Origin of the sequence: Amycolatopsis sp. lyj-90 (assembly GCF_046549035.1) — a bacterium.
Classification (GTDB): Bacteria; Actinomycetota; Actinomycetes; order Mycobacteriales; family Pseudonocardiaceae; genus Amycolatopsis.
In genome coordinates this window covers 133,981-152,707 of record NZ_JAJPWP010000017.1, presented here as the reverse complement: position 1 = coordinate 152,707, position 18,727 = coordinate 133,981, and the positions used below count along the sequence as shown (strand labels likewise).

Below are 18,727 nucleotides of genomic sequence, written 5' to 3'. Positions count from 1 at the left end.
TCGTGCTCGTTCGTCTCATCCTCGGCCTGCTCATCACCGTCGCCGGTCTCGCCTTCGCCGCCCGCCGCGCCGTCTGGCTCGCCAAACTCATCCGGTCCGGCCAGCCGGACGAAAAACGGTCGGACGTCATGGCCGTGCGCGCGAAAACGCATCTGGCCGAGGTCTTCGGGCAGCGCAAGCTGCTGAAGTGGTCCGTCCCCGGGCTCGCGCATCTGTTCACGTTCTGGGGCTTCGTGATCCTCGGCTCGGTCTACGTCGAGGCGTACGGCGCCCTGTTCGACCACGACTTCCACATCCCGCTCATCGGGCACTGGGCGGCGCTGGGGTTCCTGCAGGACTTCATCGCTGTCGCGGTCGTCGCCTCGCTCGTGGTCTTCGCGGTCATCCGGATCCGCCAGGCCCCGGAACGCAAGGACCGCGCGTCCCGGTTCTTCGGTTCGCACACCGGCGGCGCCTGGCTGATCCTGTTCATGATCTTCAACGTGATCTGGACGATGTTCCTCTTCCGCGGCGCGTCGGCGGCGGTCGGCGTCTTCCCCTACGAGTCGGGCGCATGGGTCTCCCTCGGCGTCGGCGAACTCCTGGAGCCGCTCGGCCCCTCGGTCACCGAGCCGCTGGAGACGGTCGGGCTGCTGCTGCACATCGGTGTCATGCTGGCGTTCCTGTCGATCGTGCTCTACTCCAAGCACCTGCACATCTTCCTGGCACCGATCAACGTCACCGCCAAACGACTCCCCGACGCGCTCGGCCCGCTGCTGCCGATGGAATCCGGCGGCAAGCCGATCGACTTCGAGGATCCGGGCGAGGACGACACCTTCGGTCGCGGCAAGATCGAGGACTTCACCTGGAAGGGCATGCTCGACTTCGCCACCTGTACCGAATGCGGCCGCTGCCAGTCGCAGTGCCCGGCGTGGAACACCGGGAAACCGTTGTCCCCCAAACTTTTGATCATGGATCTGCGTGACCACCTTTTTGACAGCGCGCCCTACATCCTGGACGGCAAGGAGCCTCCCCAAGAGCGTCCGCTCGTCGGCAAGAAGGAGGACTTCGGCGTCATCGACCCGGAGGTCCTCTGGTCCTGCACCTCCTGCGGCGCCTGCGTCGAGCAGTGCCCGGTGGACATCGAGCACGTCGACCACATCGTCGACATGCGCCGCTACCAGGTGATGATCGAATCGGCCTTCCCGAGCGAGCTCGGCGTCCTGTTCAAGAACCTCGAGACCAAGGGGAACCCCTGGGGCCAGAACAACTCCGACCGCCTCGCCTGGACCAAGGACCTCGGCTTCGAGGTACCGATCTTCGACGGCGAACTCGCCGACGACGTCGAGTACGTCTACTGGGTCGGCTGCGCGGGCGCGTTCGACGACAACGCCCGCAAGACCGTCCGCGCCACCGCGGAGCTGCTGCATCTGGCCGGGGTCGAGTACACGATCCTCGGCACCGACGAGTCCTGCACCGGTGACCCGGCCCGCCGGTCCGGCAACGAGTTCCTCTTCCAGATGCTCGCCCAGCAGACCGTCGAGACGCTGAACGCGGTGTTCGAGGGCCGCGAACCGGGGACGCGCAAGATCGTCACCACCTGCCCGCACTGCCTGAACACGCTCGGCCGCGAGTACCCGCAACTCGACGGGCACTACGAGGTCCTGCACCACACGCAGCTGCTGAACCGCCTGGTCCGCGCCAAGAAGCTGACCCCGGTCAAACCGGTCGACGCCGGCCCGGTGACCTATCACGACCCGTGTTACCTCGGCCGCCACAACAAGGTCTACGAGCCGCCGCGTGAACTCGTCGGCGCGACCGGCGCCACGCTCAGCGAGATGCCCCGGCACGCCGACCGCTCGCTCTGCTGCGGCGCCGGCGGCGCGCGGATGTGGATGGAGGAGCAGATCGGCAAGCGCATCAACCTCGAACGCGTCGACGAAGCGCTCGGCACGGACGCCGAAACCATCGTCACCGGCTGCCCGTTCTGCCGCGTGATGCTGAACGACGGCCTCGTGCAGCGGCAAAGCGAGCAGCGTGGCGAGAACGTCACCGTGCGCGACGTCTCCCAGCTACTGCTGGAGACCGTGCGTGAACGAGACCGGACCGCGACCGAGATTTGAGGCACACGAGAGTTGGAAGTTCGGCATACCGAACTCTAGACTCACGGGATGGCGAATCTCCGCAAGACCGTCTGCGCGCTGGCCGCGTCGGCGCTCGTCCTGACCGCGTGCGGCGCGGGCAACGGAACGAGCGGCGGCACGGACGACAAGCGGCCGGTGGTGCTGACCACGTTCACGGTCTTGGCGGACATCGCCGCGAACGTCGCGGGCGACCGGCTCCGGGTCGAGTCGATCACCAAACCCGGCGCCGAGATCCACGGTTACGAGCCCACCCCGGACGACATCAAGAAGGCCGCGAAAGCCGATCTGATCCTCGACAACGGGCTGAACCTGGAGGCCTGGTTCGCCCGGTTCGTCTCGGAGAGCGACGCGCCACACAAGGTGGTCAGCGAGGGTGTCCAGCCCATCGCCATCGGCGAAGACGCGTACCAGGGCAAGCCGAACCCGCACGCGTGGATGTCGCCGAAGAACGTCGGGATCTACGTCGACAACATGGTCAAGGCGTTCAGTGAGGTCGCCTCCGGCGATGCCGCCACGTTCAAGGCCAACGGTGATGCCTACAAGGCGAAACTGCAGGCGGTCCAGGACGAGATGACCGGCGCGCTGAGCGGGCTGCCGCAGAACGAGCGCGCACTGGTCACCTGCGAGGGCGCTTTCTCCTACCTGGCGCGCGATACCGGTCTCACCGAGCAGTACATCTGGGCGGTCAACGCCGAACAGCAGGCCACGCCCCAGCAGATCACCCGAGCCATCGGGTTCGTCAAGGAGAACAAGGTCCCCGCGGTGTTCTGCGAGTCGACCGTCTCCGACGCCCCGATGCGCCAGGTCGTCTCCGCGACCGGTGCCGCGTTCGGCGGTGTCCTCTACGTCGATTCCCTGTCCGGTCCCGAAGGCCCGGTGCCGACCTACCTCGACCTCATCCGCCACGACTCGAAGACGATCGTGGCCGCCCTCACCGGAGCGAAGCCGTGAGCGCCGCGATCCGCGTCGAGGACGTCACCGTCCACTACGGCGAGGTCCTGGCCCTCGACGGGGTCGACGTCTCCCTCGAACACGGCCGCGTCTGCGGGCTGATCGGGATGAACGGCTCGGGGAAGTCGACCCTGTTCAAGACGATCATGGGTATGGTCCGGCCGGACTCCGGCACGGTGTCGGTCGACGGCGGCCCGCCCGTCCGCGCGCGCAAGACCGGCGCGATCGGGTACGTGCCGCAGAGCGAGGACGTCGACTGGTCGTTCCCGCTGTCGGTGCGGGACGTCGTGATGATGGGGCGCTACGGGCATCTCGGCTTCACCAGGAGGCCGCGGCGCGCCGATCACGAGGCCGTCGAGCGGGCGCTGGAGCGGGTCGAACTGACCGAACTCGCCGGACGTCAGATCGGGCAGTTGTCCGGCGGGCAGCGCAAACGCGCGTTCGTCGCGCGCGGGATCGCCCAAGGCGCCCGTGTCCTGCTGCTGGACGAGCCGTTCGCCGGGGTGGACAAGCGGTCCGAAGCCACGATCACGCGGCTGCTCAAGGAACTCGCGGCCGACGGCGCCGCGGTCCTCATCTCCACCCACGACCTGCACGCGCTGCCCGGTCTCGCCGACGAGGCGATCCTGCTGATGCGCAAGGTGCTCGCGCACGGCTCACCCGGCGAGGTGCTCCGGCCGGAAAACCTCGCGCTGGCCTTCGGACTCGATGTCCTGCAACGGGAAGAAGAACCCGCGTGAGCCTTTACGACCTGTTCCTCGAACCGCTCTCCTACGACTTCATGGTGCGGGCGCTCGCGTCCACAGTGGTCGCTTCGACGGTCTGCGCGGTGCTTTCCTGCTGGCTGGTGCTGATCGGCTGGTCGCTGATGGGCGACGCCGTTTCGCACGCGGTGCTGCCCGGCGTCGTGCTCGCGTACATCCTCGGCGCCCCGTTCGCGCTCGGCGCCGTCGTCTTCGGGTTCCTCGCCGTGGCCCTGATCGGTGTCGTCCGCGACACCAGCCGCGTCAAGGAGGACGCCGCGATCGGCATCGTGTTCACCACGCTGTTCGCGCTCGGCCTGGTGCTGATTTCGGTGACGCCGAGCCAGACCGACCTGAACCACATCATCTTCGGCAACCTGCTCGGCGTCGACACCTCGGATCTGATCCAGATCGGCGTCCTCGGCGTGATCACGCTCGCCCTGCTGGTGCTCAAACGCCGCGATTTCACCTTGTACGCCTTCGATCCCACGCACGCGCACGCCATCGGTTTCAACCCGCGGCTGCTCGGTGCCGCGCTGCTCGGGCTGCTCGCGCTGACCGCGGTGGTCGCGCTGCAGGTGGTCGGCGTGATCCTGGTGGTGGCGATGCTGATCATCCCCGGCGCGACGGCGTACCTGCTGACCGACCGGTTCGGCCGCATGCTCGTGATCGCGCCGTCGTTCTCGGTGCTCGCCGGGGTGATCGGGCTGTACCTGAGCTACCACCTCGACACCGCGTCCGGCGGGATGATCGTGCTGGTGCAGGGCGCCGGGTTCACGCTCGTGTACCTGTTCGGGCCGCGGCACGGGATCGTCGGGAAGCGGCTGGCCAAGCGCAGGCGGGAAGCGGCGCGGGTGGCGTGACGCGTCAGTTCCAGCGGCCGGCGCGCACCCGGGCGACGGCGGCGCCGAGCGCCCGCACGCCCTGGTAGGAGCCCGGGTCCATCCCGGCGAGTTCGCGAATCCGCCGGAGCCGGTAGTCGAGGGTCCGAGGGTGGATGTGCAACGCCCCTGCGGTGTTGAGCCGGTTCATGTCGTGCCGGTAGTAGGCGTCGAGGGTGGTCACGAGATCGGGCCCGGCCTCCAGCCGCCGCGCGACCCCGCGCAACCAGTCGTCGACCTGCGGCAACCGGGAGACACCGAGCTCGACGAAGACGTCGGTCATCACGGGCAGCCTGCCCGGCCTGGCCTCGACGGGCGCGACCCGGCTGATCCGCCGGGCGAGCGCGGCGGTGTCCCGCAGCGCTCGGATCCGGCCGGAAGCCGCGCCCGTCGCGCAGGGCCGTCCGGCCAGCTCCGCGCACTCACGGACAAGTGCCAGCGCGCGTTCCCGCACCGTTTCGGGGTCATCACAGGGGAACAGGGCGACCAGTTCACCGGGCTCGGGCCAGGTCATCGGTACCCGCTCGCGTTTCAGCAACGCGCCGATGATCTCCTCGCGCCGTTCCTCCGAAGGCAAGGGACCGCCGGAGAACCGCACGACCGTGATCAGGTACCGGCCGGCGGAACCCAGGCCGAGACTTTCCGGGAGACCGGGGAGTACCGCCCTGTCGTCGAGCAGTGTCTCGGCGAGTTCCCGCGCCCGTCTGACGAACGGCGTAGCGCGTTGCTGCCCGGCCAGAAAGCCGCGGAGATAAGCGTTCTGCCCGGCGAGACCGTTGCCGGGCAGCCAGCCGATCATCTCGGTCACGTGGGCGACCTCGTGCAGGCCCGCCGCCTCGTGGATCTCCCGCAGGGTGAGCACGTCGTGCAGGTCGAGCACGCGCCGTCCGGAAGCCGTGGAAACGCCCTGAGCGCCGCGTTGCTCGCCGAAGGCCGCCAGTACCGCCAGATCCTCGCCGGTGAAAGGCGCGCCGTCGGCGGCGAGTTCGACCTCCCGGCGCCTGAGCAGGACGGCGAAGTCCAGCATCGAGGCGCGAACCCCGTCCCTCCGGGCCGCCGCCCGGAAATCGGGCACCTCGCTCAGATAGACGTCGACGGCCCGCCGCGCGTTGTGGTCCACGCGGTCCCACAGCAGTTTGTAGAGACCTTCCATGTCCCCTCCCCCGCCTTGTTCGCCGGGAAGGCTACGGACGACGACTGGACGTTTTCTGGATCGCTCGGACGGGCCAAGCGGCGGTACCCGCGCCGGGCGCAGGTCCGTGAAGGACTCCTTGAGGGACCCTGGGTCCCTCAAAGTTCCCCTCACCCTGACGGAACACCACCATGAGTCCCAGCCACACCTGAAGACCACGCGGTCAGTGCCCCCAATGCGGCATTGGGGGCGCTGAGCGTCTCCAATGCCGCATTGGGGGCAGCAGCTCTCGTGAGGCGTGGGGGCGACCGCCGCCTGCGGTAACCGGACAATCACCCCGCGCTCTGTGTCACTCACGACATCGGCCTGACCGCACGATTAGGTTAGGCTCCCCTCATGTCTACGGAAGACGCGCTGCTCACCGGCCATGACCTGGTGCTCGCGCACCATGAGCGGGCCGTGGTGGACGGCGTGTCCCTGTCGCTGCGCGCCGGGACGGTGACCGCGCTGGTCGGGCCGAACGGCTCCGGCAAGTCGACGCTCCTGCGGTCGCTGGCGCGGCTGCACAAGCCCCGCGAGGGCACCGTCCAGCTGGGCGACCGCACCGTCTGGGGCGGGAACGCGTTGTCCGGCAAGGAATTCGCGCGCCAGGTCACGTTGCTGACCCAGCACCGGCCCACTCCCAGCGGGGTCTCCGTGCGCGACGTCGTCTCCTACGGCCGCTACCCGTACCGCTCGGGCTGGCGCGGGGTCGACACCGACGGCGCCGCCGCGATCCGCCGCGCGATGGAACTGACCGGCGTGACGCCGATGGCCGAACGCGGAGTCGACGAACTCTCCGGCGGCGAGCTCCAGCGGGTCTGGCTCGCGTCCTGCCTCGCGCAGCAGACGTCGGTGCTGCTGCTCGACGAGCCCACCAACCATCTCGACCTGCGCTACCAGGTCGAGATCCTCGACGTCGTCCGCGATCTGGCCAACGAAGGCGTCGCGGTCGGTGTGGTGCTGCACGATCTCGACCACGCGGCGATCATCGCCGACGAGGTCGTGCTGCTGAGCGAGGGAACCATCGTGGCCACGGGTGACATCGGGCAGGTGCTCTCCACCGAGTACCTCTCCCAGGCCTACGGCGTCACCGTCCACGTCGCGAACGACCCGGTGACGGGCGCGATCCACTGCAGGCCACTCGGGCGGCATTCGCCCAGGCCCGCCTGAGAAAACCAGGAAGAACCATGCGTTTGCTGACCCCTGCCGTCCTCGTCGCGACGGCGGCGTTGCTGCTGTCCGCCTGCGGCACCACCGAGACCCCCACGGCCGCGCCGAGTGAGTCCGCCGCCGCGACCGGACCGGTCACGGTGACCGACGCGCGCGGCAAGGCCGTCACCCTCAAGGCCCCCGCCAAGCGCGTCGTCGCGCTCGAGTGGGGCGAGGCCGAGATGGTCGCTTCGCTCGGTGTCATGCCGGTCGGCGCGGCGGACGTCGCGGGCTACAACGTCTGGGACAAGGCCGTTCCGCTGACCGCCGAGGTCAAGGACGTCGGCAAGCGCAACGAACCCAGCGTCGACGCGATCGTCGGGCTGAACCCCGACGTCGTCATCATCGCCGAGGAGCGCGACTCGCCCCTGGTGCCGCAGATCGAGAAGTACGTCCCGGTCGTGGTCACCAAGACCAGTGACGCGAGCCGCAACTTCGACCGCCTGCGCGAGGACTTCAAGCTGATCGCCAAGACGGTCGGCAAGGAGGCCGAGGCGGGCAAGCAACTGTCCGAAATGGACGCCAAGCTCGCCGAGGGCAAGAAGGCCGTCGAGGCCAAGGGCGCCGCGGGCACCCCGTTCCTGATGGCCGACGGCTACCTCGAAGGCAGCACCGTCAGCATCCGCCCGTTCGGCAAGGGTTCGCTGGTCTCCGACACCGCCGAGGCCGTCGGCGCGAAGAACGTCTGGACCGGCCAGGTCGACCCGCAGTGGGGTCTCGGCCAGACCGACGTCGAGGGCCTGACCGCGATCACCGACCCGAAGACCGTGCTGTTCTACAGCGCGTCCGAAGAGGACGTCTTCACCACCGGGCTCGCCCAGAACGCCGTCTACCAGCGGCTGCCGTTCGTGGTGTCGAAGAAGATCCACAAACTGGAGTCCGGAACGTGGACCTTCGGCGGCCCGAAGTCGATCATCGCCACCAGCGACCAGATCGTGAAGGCTCTCACCGCCTGATGCTCAAAGAAGTCCGAGGTACTTCTTCCCGCCGAGGGCTCAGGAAAACAGCACGTGCGCCGCAAGCCATTCGCACGGTGGTGGTGTCGGCGGGACTGGTGGTGCTCATCGTCGTCCTCGCCGGCATCCACCTGACCCAGGGCACGTCGACGTCCGGTCCGCTGGACGTGGTGAAGGCGATCTTCGGCCACGGTGACGCGCAAACCCTCGCGGTACTGGAGGGTTCGCGCGTTCCCCGGCTGCTCGCCGCGCTGCTGCTCGGCGTCGCACTCGGTGTCGCGGGCGCGGGAATGCAGTCCGTGGCGCGGAACCCGCTCGCCTCGCCCGACACGCTCGCGGTCAACGCGGGCGCGCATTTCGCCGTGGTGGCCATTTCCGCGTTCGGCCTCTCGCTGCCGCTCGTGCCGGTCGGCGGGGCGGCGTTCGCGGGCGGGCTCGCCGCGGCCGTCGTCGTGCTCGGCCTGGCGGGCGGCGGTTCAGCGAGTCCGCGGCTGGTGCTCGTCGGCTCGGCGGTACTGCTGGCGCTGCAGTCGGTGACCATCCTGCTGCTGCTCCTGTTCGAGCAGGAGACGTCGGGCCTGTTCGCCTGGGGCAGCGGATCCCTGACGGTGTCCGACCTTCGGGCGACCGCGCAGATGACGCCGATCGTGGTGATCGCCGTCGTGGCGTTGATCGCGATGGGCCGCAAACTCGACGTCCTCGCCCTCGGCGACGACAACGCGACCGTGCTCGGCCTGCGGGTCCGCCGGACGCGGATCGGCGCGATCGTGCTGACCGTCGCGCTGACCGCGGCGGCGGTGACCGTCGCCGGACCGGTCGGGTTCGTCGGGCTGAGCGCGCCGGTGATCACGAAGCTGCTGTTGCCGATCGCGAAACATCGTGTGCTGCTGCCGGTGTCCGGGCTGGTCGGCGTCGTGACGGTGCTCGGCGCCGACGTCGTCCTGCGGGCGATCATGGGCTCGGCCGCCGCCGTGCGGGTGCCGACCGGGGTGGTGACCACGATCATCGGCGCCGTCGTGATGGTGTGGCTGGCCCGGCGCGGCCGGGGCAGTGGCTCGCGCCGTCCGGCTCCGGCGGGACGCGTCGGGGTCGCCGGCTCGACCCGGCGGCTCGTGCTGATCTCCGCCGTGCTGGTGGCACTGCTCGCCGTGATCCCCGTGGCGGGCATGATGTTCGGCGACCGGGTGGTGCTGCTCGGCGACCTGATGAACTGGGTCACCGGCAACACCGGGACCGCGCTCACCTTCGTGCTGGACCAACGGCTTCCGCGCGTCCTCGCCGCACTGCTCGCCGGTGCCGCGCTGGCGGTGTCCGGCTGCGGGATCCAGTCGGTCAGCCGCAACCCGCTCGCCGAACCCGGACTGCTCGGCATCACCGCGGGCGCCGGGCTCGGCGCGATCACGCTGATCACCGTCGTCCCGGTGGCGGGCGCCTGGGCGATCGCGGGTGCCGCGGGCGCCGGTGCCACCGTGGTGTTCCTGCTGGTCTACGGGCTGGCCTGGCGGTCGGGGCTGGATTCGGACCGGCTGGTGATCATCGGCATCGCGGTCTGGTCGGCCGGGATGGCGCTGATCACGCTGCTGATCGTGGTGTCCGACCCGTGGAACTCGGCCAAGGCGCTGACCTGGCTTTCCGGCTCGACCTACGGCCGCACGCTGGAGCAGGTCGCGCCGGTGGCGCTGGCCCTGATCGCGCTGACACCGTTGCTGTGGCTCAAGCACCGCGAACTGGACCTGCATGCCCTCGACGAGGACACGCCGCGGGTGCTCGGGATGCGCATCGAGCGGTCGCGGCTGGTGATCCTGGGGGCCTCCGGGATCCTGGCGGCCACCGCGGTGTCCGCGATCGGCGTGGTCGTGTTCGTCGGGCTGGTCGCGCCGCATCTGGCGCGGTCGCTGGTCGGCGGGCGGCACGGCCGGATCGTCCCGGTGGCGGCGGCGCTCGGAGCGCTGCTGGTGAGCGTCGCGGACACGCTCGGGCGGACGGTCATCGCACCCGCCCAGATCCCCGCCGGTCTGGTCATCGCGATGGTCGGGACGCCGTACTTCATCCTGGTGCTCTGGCGGACCCGGCCCTGACGAGAGCTGAAGGGGCCCTTCACCGCATCGCATGCGGTGAAGGGCCCCTTCGTGGCGTCTTATGCGGGGAAAGGCCCCTTCAGCTCCGGCTACAGGGTCTTTTCGAGGCGGCTCGCGAGGAGCTTGGTGAAGCGGGCCGGGTCGCCCAGTTCCCCGCCCTCGGCGAGCAAAGCCATGCCGTAGAGCAGTTCCGCGGTCTCCGCGAGCCCCTCGCTCTCACCGTTCTCCGTGAACGACGACCGCAGCCCGGCGACCAGCGGGTGGCCCGGGTTGAGTTCCAGGATCCGCTTGATCTGCGGCATTTCCTGGCCCATCGCGCGGTACATCTTCTCCAGCGTCGGGGTGACGTCGTTCGTGTCGCCGACGATGCAGGCGGGCGACGTCGTCAGCCGCGTCGAGAGCCGGACCTCCTTGACCTGCTCCGCGAGCGAAGTCGTCAGCCAGGTCAACAGCCCGGAGAACTCTTCCTTCTGCTCGTCGCTGGTCTCGTCGAGTTCGACCTCGCCCTTGGCAACCGACTGGAACTGCTTCTCCTCGAAGCCGGGCACCGCGTCGACCCACATCTCGTCGATCGGGTCGGTGAGCACGAGCACCTCGTACCCCTTGGCCTGGAAGGCTTCCAGATGCGGGGAGTTCTCGATGCTCTGGCGGGACTCGCCGGTCAGGTAGTAGATGTGCTCCTGGCCGTCCTTCATCCGCTCGACGTACTCGCGCAGCGAAGTGAGCTTATCCGGGTCGTTCGTCGAAGCGAACGAGCAGATGTCGAGGATCGCGGTGCGGTTCTCGTGGTCGTCCAGCAGGCCTTCCTTGACGGCGCGGCCGAACTCCTTCCAGAACGTCTCGTACTTGTACGGGTTCTCGTCCGCCATCAAGGTCTTGACCGTCGAGAGGACCTTCTTGACCAGGCGACGGCGGATCAGCTGGATCTGCCGGTCCTGCTGCAGGATCTCGCGCGAGACGTTGAGCGAGAGGTCCTGCGCGTCGACGACACCCTTCACGAAGCGCAGGTACTCCGGCATCAGCGCTTCGCAGTCGTCCATGATGAAGACGCGCTTCACGTACAGCTGGACGCCGCGTTTGCGCTCCCGCATGAACAGGTCGAGCGGCGCGTGCCCCGGCAGGAACAGCAGCGCCTGGTACTCGAAGGTGCCCTCGGCCTGGAGCCGGATCGTCTCCAGCGGGTCGTTCCAGTCGTGCGCGACGTGCTTGTAGAACTCGTTGTACTCGTCTTCGGTGACGTCGCTGGAGGAGCGGGCCCACAGCGCCTTCATCGAGTTGACCGTGGCGACCTCTTCACCCTCGGTCATCCGGATCGGCCAGGTGATGAAGTCCGAGTACTTCTTGACGATCTGCTTGATCTTCGTGGCCGAGGTGTAGTCGAAGAGCTGGTCTTCGGCGTCTTCCGGCTTGAGGTGCAGGACGACCGACGTGCCCTGCGGCAGGTCCGGGACCGTCTCGATGGTGTACGTGCCTTCGCCCTCGGACTCCCACCGGACGCCCTCGTCCGATCCCGCGCGGCGCGTCAGCAGCGTGACCTTGTCGGCCACCATGAAGCTCGCGTAGAACCCGATGCCGAATTGGCCGATCAGGTCCTGCGAGGCCGCGGAATCCTTGGTTTCCTTCAGCTTCTTCAGGAATTCGGCGGTGCCGGATTTCGCGATCGTGCCGATCAACGCGACGACGTCGTCCCGGCTCATCCCGATTCCGTTGTCCCGCACGGTGAGCGTGCGGTTTTCGGAATCGGTGTCGATCTCGATGTGGAGATCGTCGGTATCCGCCTGGAGTTCCTTGTCACGGAACGCTTCGAGGCGGAGTTTGTCCAGTGCGTCGGAGGCGTTGGACACCAGTTCGCGAAGGAAGGTGTCCTTGTTCGAGTAGATCGAGTGGATCATCAGCTGAAGCAGCTGACGTGCCTCCGACTGGAACTCGAGTGTTTCGGCAGAGGTGGTCACGCGGCGATATTACCGAGCGCGAAATCGGCTCAAGCCAGCCTCTGCCCGCCCACCTTCACCAGGCCGTCGCCGGTGGCCTGTTCGATCGTCGTGACGGCGGAGCGGCCGTCGGCGTCGACCGTGGCGATCACGTTGCCGAAATGCGGACCGGACACCTTGTCCCAGGTCAGCGGATCCGGTCCGACCCCGCCCCGGCGTGCCCAGCCGCGCGCGATCGCCGCCACCCGCCTCGACCAGGTGGCCGCGAAGGCCAGCCGGAGCGGCCGCGGCATCGCGTTGTGCACCGGGGAGCAGGTGAGCTGGTAGACGGTCGAAGTCACCGGTTCGGGGTACCGCGCTTCGGCGATGTACGCGTGGTGGACGTCGCCGGAGAGCACCGCGATGGTCGCGGGCGGATCTTCCTTCCGCCCCTCGCGGGCGATCATCGCGGAGAGCCGCTCGAACGACGCGCGGAACGCCGCCCAGTGTTCGAGGTCGGCGGCCTGCCGGATCTTCTCCGCGAGCCTGCCGCGCCACCCGGGGCGGTTGCAGGCGCGCTCGTTGAGGGATTGCAGGTGGGAGATGACCGGCGGCAGCAGCCACGGCAGCGAAGACCCGATGAGCAGGTGGTCACAGGCCTCGGCGGCGTTCTCCTCGATCCAGTCGAACTCGTCGTCGTCGACCATCGACCGGGCGCCGCCCGCCAGGATCCGGCCCGCGCGGCTGTCGATGACCAGCAGCCGCACGCCGCCGAAGTCGCGGCGGTAGCTCCAGCGCGCGCCCTTGGTGCCGTCGCGTTCGTTGTCGGCCTCGTCGGCGAACGCGACGAGCAGCTCGGCGTTGTCGCCGCCGGAGGTGATCGCCTTCTGGAAGGTCTCGTCTTCGGCGAGTTCGGCGGGGCCGAGGTTCCCGAGGTGCTGGTAGACCCAGTAGGTCATGATCGCGCCGCGCAGGCGCTCCTTCCACCACGGCTGCGCGCGCATCTGCTGCTGCCAGGTGTACGAGGTGTTCCAGTCGTCGCGGACGTCGTGGTCGTCGAAGATCATCGACGTCGGCACGGTGGAGAGCAGCCAGCGGATCGCCGGTTCGCCCCACGCCTCGAAGTAGAGGTGGGTGTACTCCTCGAAGTCCATCACCTCGGTGCCCGGCGGTTTCGAGGTGTCCCGGCGCTGCTTGAGCCACTCCTGCGTTTCATCGGTGGTCTCGTCGGCGTAGACCTGGTCGCCGAGCATCAGCAGTGCCTGCGGCCAATCGGTTTCCTCGCCGTGCGCCATCCGGTGGGCGTACGCGGCCAGCGCGTCCGGGCCGTAGACGTCGCCGTCGTGCGGTTTGCGGCAGGAACCGAACACGAGCCGGACCCGGGACTCGTTCTCCGGCAGCGTCCGGATGACGCTGGGCGGGAACTCCGATCCCTGCTCCGGCCACACCTTCTCGCCGTCCACGCGCACTTCGTATTCGGTGCGGGTGCCGGGTTCGAGCCCGGTCAGCACCAGCAGGGCGTAGTGGTGACCGCGGATCTCGAACGTCCTCGCGGTGGTACCGAGGACTTCGACCTCACTCGCGGTGTCGGTCTCGACCCACACCGTCGCCGATGTCTCGTCGACGTGTCTCAGCAGGGGGCCCAGGAGCAAGCTCATTCCTGAAACGGTGCCACAGCCGGGCCAAGATCGTCCGCTGAGTGTCAGCCGTGCTGGTCAGGAGTGAACTCTTCGCCGCGCTGAACCGGTTCGGCCCGCCGTCCGTGTAACCGGATGAAGGCTGCCCCCCGGAAGGAACCTGCGTTGTCGGTTTTCACGCCTCCCGCCCTCGTGGGCCTGCCGGGCGACCGGACGGCCGCCCGCGAAATCGCGTCCAGCGCGGTGACCACCCTCTCCGCGGTCCTCGTGCTGTTCGCCCTGCTCGCGCCGAACGACCTCGACAGGCTGACGCCGGAGGCGTTCGTGCGGCTGCCGGTCGAAGCGCTGCTCGGGGTGGCGGTCGTGCTCATGCTGCGCGACGGGGCCCGGCGGACCGTCGCGGCGTCCGCCGGCGCGGTCCTCGGCCTGCTGACCGTCGTCAAGGCGATCGACATCGGGTTCGGGCTCGCGCTGAACCGGCGGTTCAACCCGGTGTTCGACTGGGGTGTGCTCGGCAACGGCGTCGACCTGCTCGGTACGTCGATCGGCCGGACGGGCGCGATCGCGTCCTTCGCCGGGCTGACCCTGCTGGCCGTGGCCGTGATCGTGCTGATGGCGCTGGCGATGCTGCGGCTGAGCCGGGTGGTGGCCGGACGCCGCACCGCCTCGACCCGGGTGGTCGCCGTGCTCGGCGTGGTCTGGATCGGGTGCGCGCTGTTCGGCGCGCAGCTAGCGCCGGGGCAGCCGCTCGCGTCGCGCAGCGCGGTCGCGTTCGCCTACGACGACCTCCGCCAGGTGCGGGCCGGCATCCGCGACCGGGAGTCCTTCGCCGAAGAAGTCGCCGTCGACGCCTTTCGCGACACTCCGCCGTCCGGGCTGCTGAACGCGTTGCGGGGCAAGGACGTCCTGTTCACCTTCATCGAGAGCTACGGCCGGGTGGCCGTCCAGGATTCCGACATCGCGCCCAAGGTCGACGCGGTCCTCGACGCCGGGACAGCGCGGCTGAAGAACGCCGGATACGGCTCGCGCAGCGCGTTCCTGACCTCGCCGACGACGAGCGCGGGAAGCTGGCTGGCGCACTCCACGTTCCAGTCCGGGGTCTGGGTGGACAGCCAGCACCGCTACGACGACTTCGTGAAGACCGACCGGTTCACCCTCGGCGGCGCGTTCAAGCGGGCGGGCTGGGAAACCGTCGGCGTCGTTCCGGCGCACACCGAGGACTGGCCGGAGGGCAAGGTCTACGGCTACGACCGCTATTACGACTCACGCGGCATCGGCTACCACGGCCCGCCGTTCTCCTACGCCACGATGCCGGACCAGTTCACGCTTTCGGCCTTCCAGCGCGCCGAACGCGCGAAGGCGGGCCACCCGCCGCTGATGGCGGAGATCGACCTCGTCACCAGTCACTGGCCGTGGACCCCGCTCCCCCGCATGGTCGGCTGGGACGCCGTCGGCGACGGCTCGATCTACCAACCCATGCCCTCGCAAGGGAAAACGCCCGACGAGGTGTTCACCGACCCGGCCAAGGTGCGCGGCGCGTACGGCGACTCGATCGTCTATTCGCTGAACTCGCTCATCTCGTACGTGGAGACATACGGCGACGATGATCTCGTCCTGGTGTTCCTGGGTGACCATCAGCCGAATCCGATCGTCGCGGGCGAGGGCGCGGATCGCGACGTCCCGATCACCGTCGTCACCCGGGACAAGGCCGTCCTCGGCAAGATCGCCGGCTGGAACTGGCAGGAGGGCCTGAACCCGGACCGGAACGCGACCGTCTGGCCGATGCACACGTTCCGGGACCGGTTCCTGACGACTTTCGCGCGCTAGCCGACGGCGTCACGGTACCGATCGGCCAAGGTACGCAAGCAGTCGACCAATTGCGGCGGTCCTTCGACGGTGAAGGGATACCCGAGGAGTCCTAAATGGACGGCCAGGGTCTCGACGCTGTCGGCGCCGGTGTGCAGCACGCACGTCTTCGCGTCGACTGCCTCCACCGTGCCGACGGCCGGGTTGATCCGCGCGGTCACCTCGTCGGCGGGCGCGTGCACGGTGACGTCGGCCCGATGGCGCCAAGCGGCGGACGAGACGCCGCGCCGCACCCGGTCCGTGACGTCCTCGGGCAGGTCGCGCGGGGTGAACCGGGGTCCGATCGGGACGCGCGGGGTCAGCCTGTCGACGCGGTAGGTGCGCCAGTCGCCGCGGTCGAGGTCCCAGGCGACGAGGTACCAGCGGCGTCCCCAGTTGACCAGGCGGTACGGCTCGACCTTGCGGACGCTCTCCGAGCCGTCGTGGGCCCGGTAGCCGAAACGCAGCTGCTCGTGGTCGCGGCAGGCGGCCGTCAGCACGGTGAGCGTCTTCGCCTCGACCCTCGGGCCGGGCTCGTCCCTGGGCACAGGGATCGTGTACGCCTGCAGCGCGTTGACGCGGCGCCTCAGCCGCGAAGGGAGCACCTGCTCCAGTTTCGCGAGCGCGCGCAGCGACGTCTCCTCGACGCCCGCGATGGTGCCGCCGGCCGCCGTGCGGAGTCCTATCGCGACAGCGACGGCCTCCTCGTCGTCCAGCAGCAGCGGCGGCAGTTCGGCGCCCGCGCCGAGCCGGTAGCCGCCGACGGAACCGCGGGTCGCGTTCACCGGGTAGCCGAGCCCGCGCAGCCGCTCGACGTCGTTGCGGATCGTCCGGGAGCTCACTTCGAGGCGTTCTGCCAGTTCAGTGCCGGTCCAGTCACGGGGTGTTTGCAAGAGGGAGAGCAAACGGAGCAGTCGAGCAGAAGTGTCCAACATATTTTCAGGTTGCCCTCCTATTAGGAACGGCATGTTCCTAATAGGAGCTTACCTTGGTCTCATGAACGAGAACACCGAGATCAGACCCTTCCGCATCGACGTCCCGCAGTCCGAATTGGACGATCTGGCCAACCGCCTCGCGCGGGTCCGGTGGGCGAACGAACTGCCCGCCGATCAGGTCACCGACGGGGTGCAGCGTGGACCGGTCACGCCGGGCTGGGAGTACGGCGTGCCCCTCGACTACGTACAGCGCCTGGTCGCCTACTGGCGTGACGGCTACGACTGGCGGAAGTGGGAAGCGAAGCTCAACGAGTACCCGCAGTTCACCACCGAGATCGACGGGCAGAACGTCCACTTCCTGCACGTCCGCTCGCCGGAGCCCGACGCGACGCCGCTGATCCTGACGCACGGCTGGCCGAACTCGGTCTTCGAGTACCTCGACCTGATCGACCGGCTGACGGACCCGCGGTCGCACGACGGCGATCCGGCCGACGCGTTCCACGTGGTCATCCCGTCGCTGCCCGGGTTCGGTTTCTCGGGCGCCACCCGGGAGAAGGGCTGGAACCGGTACCGCACCGCCCGCGCCTGGGCCGAGCTGATGCGGCGGCTGGGCTACGAGCGTTACGGCACCCACGGGAACGACGCCGGTTCCTTCGTCGCCCCCGAGGTCGGCCGCGTCGACGCCGAGCACGTCGTCGGGGTGCACGTCACGCAGTTGTTCTCCTTCCCCAGTGGTGACCCCGCGGAGTTCGAGGGCATGACGGAGAAGGAACTGGAGTACATGCAGTTCCTCCAGACCTTCAACGACGACATGTCCGGCTACGCGAAGCTGCAGGAGAGCGCGCCGCAGAACCTCGCGCACGCGCTCGCCGATTCGCCGACCGGGCAGCTGGCCTGGAGCGCGCAGCTGCTGTCGGGGACGAGCGACGACCACGTGCTCACCAACGCCACGCTGTACTGGCTGACGAACACGGCGGCCTCGGCGGCGCGGTTCTACTACGAGGACAAGCACACCGAGCACCCGAGTGAGCCGACGACCGCGCCGACCGGGCTGGCGAGTTTCGCCTACGACTTCCGGCCGCTGCGGCGCTTCGCCGACCGCGACCACGCGAACATCGTTTCGTGGCAGGAATTCGACCGCGGCGGCCACTGGGCGACCCAGGACGCCGCGGACCTGTTGCTGGGCGACATCCGGGCGTTCTTCCGCAAGCTGGTCTAGCGGCTCGTGAGTGGTAAGGACGGTTCTAACCGTCCTTACCACTCACGAGGTCCGTCAGGCTCCGGCACCGTCCAGCACCGCCAGCTGCGACGCGCTCAGCTCCAGCGTGAACGCGGGCCGGATCGCCTCGTAGTGTTCCCAGGTCCGCGGCCCGATCAGGGGCAGCACCCGCGGCGACGTCTGACGCAGCAGCCACGCCAGCGCGACCTGGTTCCCGGTCGCCCCGGTTTCCGCCGCCACCGCCTCGATCGCGGCCATCCGCGCTTCGCCGTCCGGCCCGGCGTAGGACTGCCACACGGGGTGCGCGAGCCGTCGCGTGGAGTCGTCGTAGATCCCGCGCAGGATCGACGAGTACGCGGCGAGCGCGATGTCTTCGTTGTCCCGCAGGAAATCGAGCATGTCCCCGGTGGCGAGCGACGCCGAATCGGCCACCGGCCGCAGATACGAATGCTGCAGCTGGACGGCCACCGGCGACGCCCAGCCGTTCCGTTCCGCGAGCGCGCGGATCCGTTCCAGCCGCCAGGAGCGGACGTTGCTCCAGCCGATGTGCCGCACCTTCCCCGCGCGGACGATCTCGTCGAGCGCGGACAGCGTCTCCTCCAGCGGCGTCGCCCGGTCGTCGACGTGGATGTAGTACAGGTCGATGTGGTCGGTCCCGAGCCGCCGCAGGCTTTCGTCGACGCCGCGCCGGATCACGTCGCCGCCCGCGCCCTCGAAATGCCGTCCGATGTAGTCCCAGTCCGCGCTGCCGTCTTCGTGGTACCCCTTGCGCGCGCTCTCGGCGTCGGCGACCGCGGCCGACACCTTCGTCGCGAGGAAGACCTTGTCCCGCCTGCCTTTCAGCAGTTTCCCGAGCAGTTCCTCGCTTTCCCCGCCCGCCGCGCCGGGCACCCACCACGAGTAGCAGTTCGCGGTGTCGAGGAAGTCGCCGCCGTCGTCGAGATACGCGTCCAGGATCCGTGCCGAGGTCCGCTCGTCGGTGGCGGTGCCCATCGTCATGCACCCGAGCGAGACCTGGCTGACTTTCCGGCCCGTCCGGCCGAGCTCCACCTTTTCCATGGTCTAG

Annotated in this window: 14 protein-coding genes; 9 read left to right on the top strand and 5 right to left on the bottom strand. The window is 68.9% G+C overall.

Annotation, left to right across the window (positions count from 1 at the left end):
- Nucleotides 1-2: 2 nt before the first annotated feature.
- From ACLJPX_RS43275 to ACLJPX_RS43260, 4 genes are read left to right on the top strand one after another with little or no spacing between them, the layout of a single operon-like run.
- Nucleotides 3-2,102 (top strand): (Fe-S)-binding protein, encoded by a 2,100-nt coding sequence (locus tag ACLJPX_RS43275; RefSeq protein ID WP_410605947.1) that lies wholly within the window; start codon nt 3-5, stop codon nt 2,100-2,102.
- 48 nt (nt 2,103-2,150) lie between these two features.
- Nucleotides 2,151-3,074 (top strand): metal ABC transporter substrate-binding protein, encoded by a 924-nt coding sequence (locus tag ACLJPX_RS43270; RefSeq protein ID WP_410605946.1) that lies wholly within the window; start codon nt 2,151-2,153, stop codon nt 3,072-3,074.
- Nucleotides 3,071-3,814: a metal ABC transporter ATP-binding protein gene (locus ACLJPX_RS43265; protein WP_410605945.1), complete on the top strand. Its 744-nt coding sequence runs from the start codon at nt 3,071-3,073 to the stop codon at nt 3,812-3,814. Before ACLJPX_RS43270 ends, ACLJPX_RS43265 begins: the two co-directional genes overlap by 4 nt.
- On the top strand, nt 3,811-4,680 hold the full coding sequence (locus ACLJPX_RS43260) for a metal ABC transporter permease (protein ID WP_174720519.1): 870 nt from the start codon (nt 3,811-3,813) through the stop codon (nt 4,678-4,680). Before ACLJPX_RS43265 ends, ACLJPX_RS43260 begins: the two co-directional genes overlap by 4 nt.
- 4 nt (nt 4,681-4,684) lie before the next feature.
- On the opposite strand, the gene ACLJPX_RS43255 is transcribed toward ACLJPX_RS43260, so the two are convergent.
- Nucleotides 4,685-5,851 carry a helix-turn-helix domain-containing protein gene (locus tag ACLJPX_RS43255; protein ID WP_410605944.1) on the bottom strand — a complete coding sequence of 389 codons (1,167 nt, stop codon included), beginning with the start codon at nt 5,849-5,851 and terminating at the stop codon, nt 4,685-4,687.
- 375 nt (nt 5,852-6,226) lie between these two features.
- Here ACLJPX_RS43255 and ACLJPX_RS43250 point away from each other — a divergent pair, with 375 nt between their 5' ends.
- Genes ACLJPX_RS43250 through ACLJPX_RS43240 form a run of 3 tightly spaced genes read left to right on the top strand, consistent with a single transcriptional unit; the run spans nt 6,227 to nt 10,115 of the window.
- On the top strand, nt 6,227-7,042 hold the full coding sequence (locus ACLJPX_RS43250; protein ID WP_410605943.1) for an ABC transporter ATP-binding protein: 816 nt from the start codon (nt 6,227-6,229) through the stop codon (nt 7,040-7,042).
- Nucleotides 7,043-7,059: 17 nt separating this feature from the next.
- Entirely contained in the window at nt 7,060-8,037 is a 978-nt protein-coding gene (locus tag ACLJPX_RS43245; RefSeq protein ID WP_410605942.1) for an ABC transporter substrate-binding protein, read from the top strand.
- Nucleotides 8,037-10,115: an iron ABC transporter permease gene (locus ACLJPX_RS43240; protein ID WP_410605941.1), complete on the top strand. Its 2,079-nt coding sequence runs from the start codon at nt 8,037-8,039 to the stop codon at nt 10,113-10,115. The genes ACLJPX_RS43245 and ACLJPX_RS43240 overlap by 1 nt, the downstream gene beginning before the upstream one ends.
- 89 nt (nt 10,116-10,204) lie before the next feature.
- On the opposite strand, the gene htpG is transcribed toward ACLJPX_RS43240, so the two are convergent.
- Nucleotides 10,205-12,067, bottom strand: a complete 1,863-nt coding sequence (htpG, locus tag ACLJPX_RS43235) for a molecular chaperone HtpG (RefSeq protein ID WP_410605940.1) — start codon at nt 12,065-12,067, stop codon at nt 10,205-10,207.
- Between the two features lie 29 nt (nt 12,068-12,096).
- On the bottom strand, nt 12,097-13,683 hold the full coding sequence (locus tag ACLJPX_RS43230; RefSeq protein WP_410605939.1) for an alkaline phosphatase D family protein: 1,587 nt from the start codon (nt 13,681-13,683) through the stop codon (nt 12,097-12,099).
- A gap of 144 nt (nt 13,684-13,827) precedes the next feature.
- Here ACLJPX_RS43230 and ACLJPX_RS43225 point away from each other — a divergent pair, with 144 nt between their 5' ends.
- The gene (locus ACLJPX_RS43225) at nt 13,828-15,489 is read left to right on the top strand and encodes a sulfatase (protein WP_410605938.1); all 1,662 of its coding nucleotides are present in this window, start codon (nt 13,828-13,830) and stop codon (nt 15,487-15,489) included.
- Here the strand turns inward: ACLJPX_RS43225 and ACLJPX_RS43220 are convergent.
- Nucleotides 15,486-16,442, bottom strand: a complete 957-nt coding sequence (locus ACLJPX_RS43220; RefSeq protein ID WP_410605937.1) for a helix-turn-helix transcriptional regulator — start codon at nt 16,440-16,442, stop codon at nt 15,486-15,488. The two genes, ACLJPX_RS43225 and ACLJPX_RS43220, sit on opposite strands and share 4 nt — an antisense overlap.
- A gap of 61 nt (nt 16,443-16,503) precedes the next feature.
- Between ACLJPX_RS43220 and ACLJPX_RS43215 the strand changes: the two genes are divergently transcribed.
- Complete coding sequence (locus ACLJPX_RS43215; RefSeq protein ID WP_410605936.1) at nt 16,504-17,661, top strand: epoxide hydrolase family protein; 1,158 nt, start codon at nt 16,504-16,506, stop codon at nt 17,659-17,661.
- A gap of 54 nt (nt 17,662-17,715) precedes the next feature.
- On the opposite strand, the gene ACLJPX_RS43210 is transcribed toward ACLJPX_RS43215, so the two are convergent.
- A complete protein-coding gene (locus tag ACLJPX_RS43210) occupies nt 17,716-18,720 on the bottom strand; it encodes an aldo/keto reductase (protein WP_410605935.1) in 1,005 nt (334 codons plus the stop codon).
- Between the last annotated feature and the right edge of the window lie 7 nt (nt 18,721-18,727).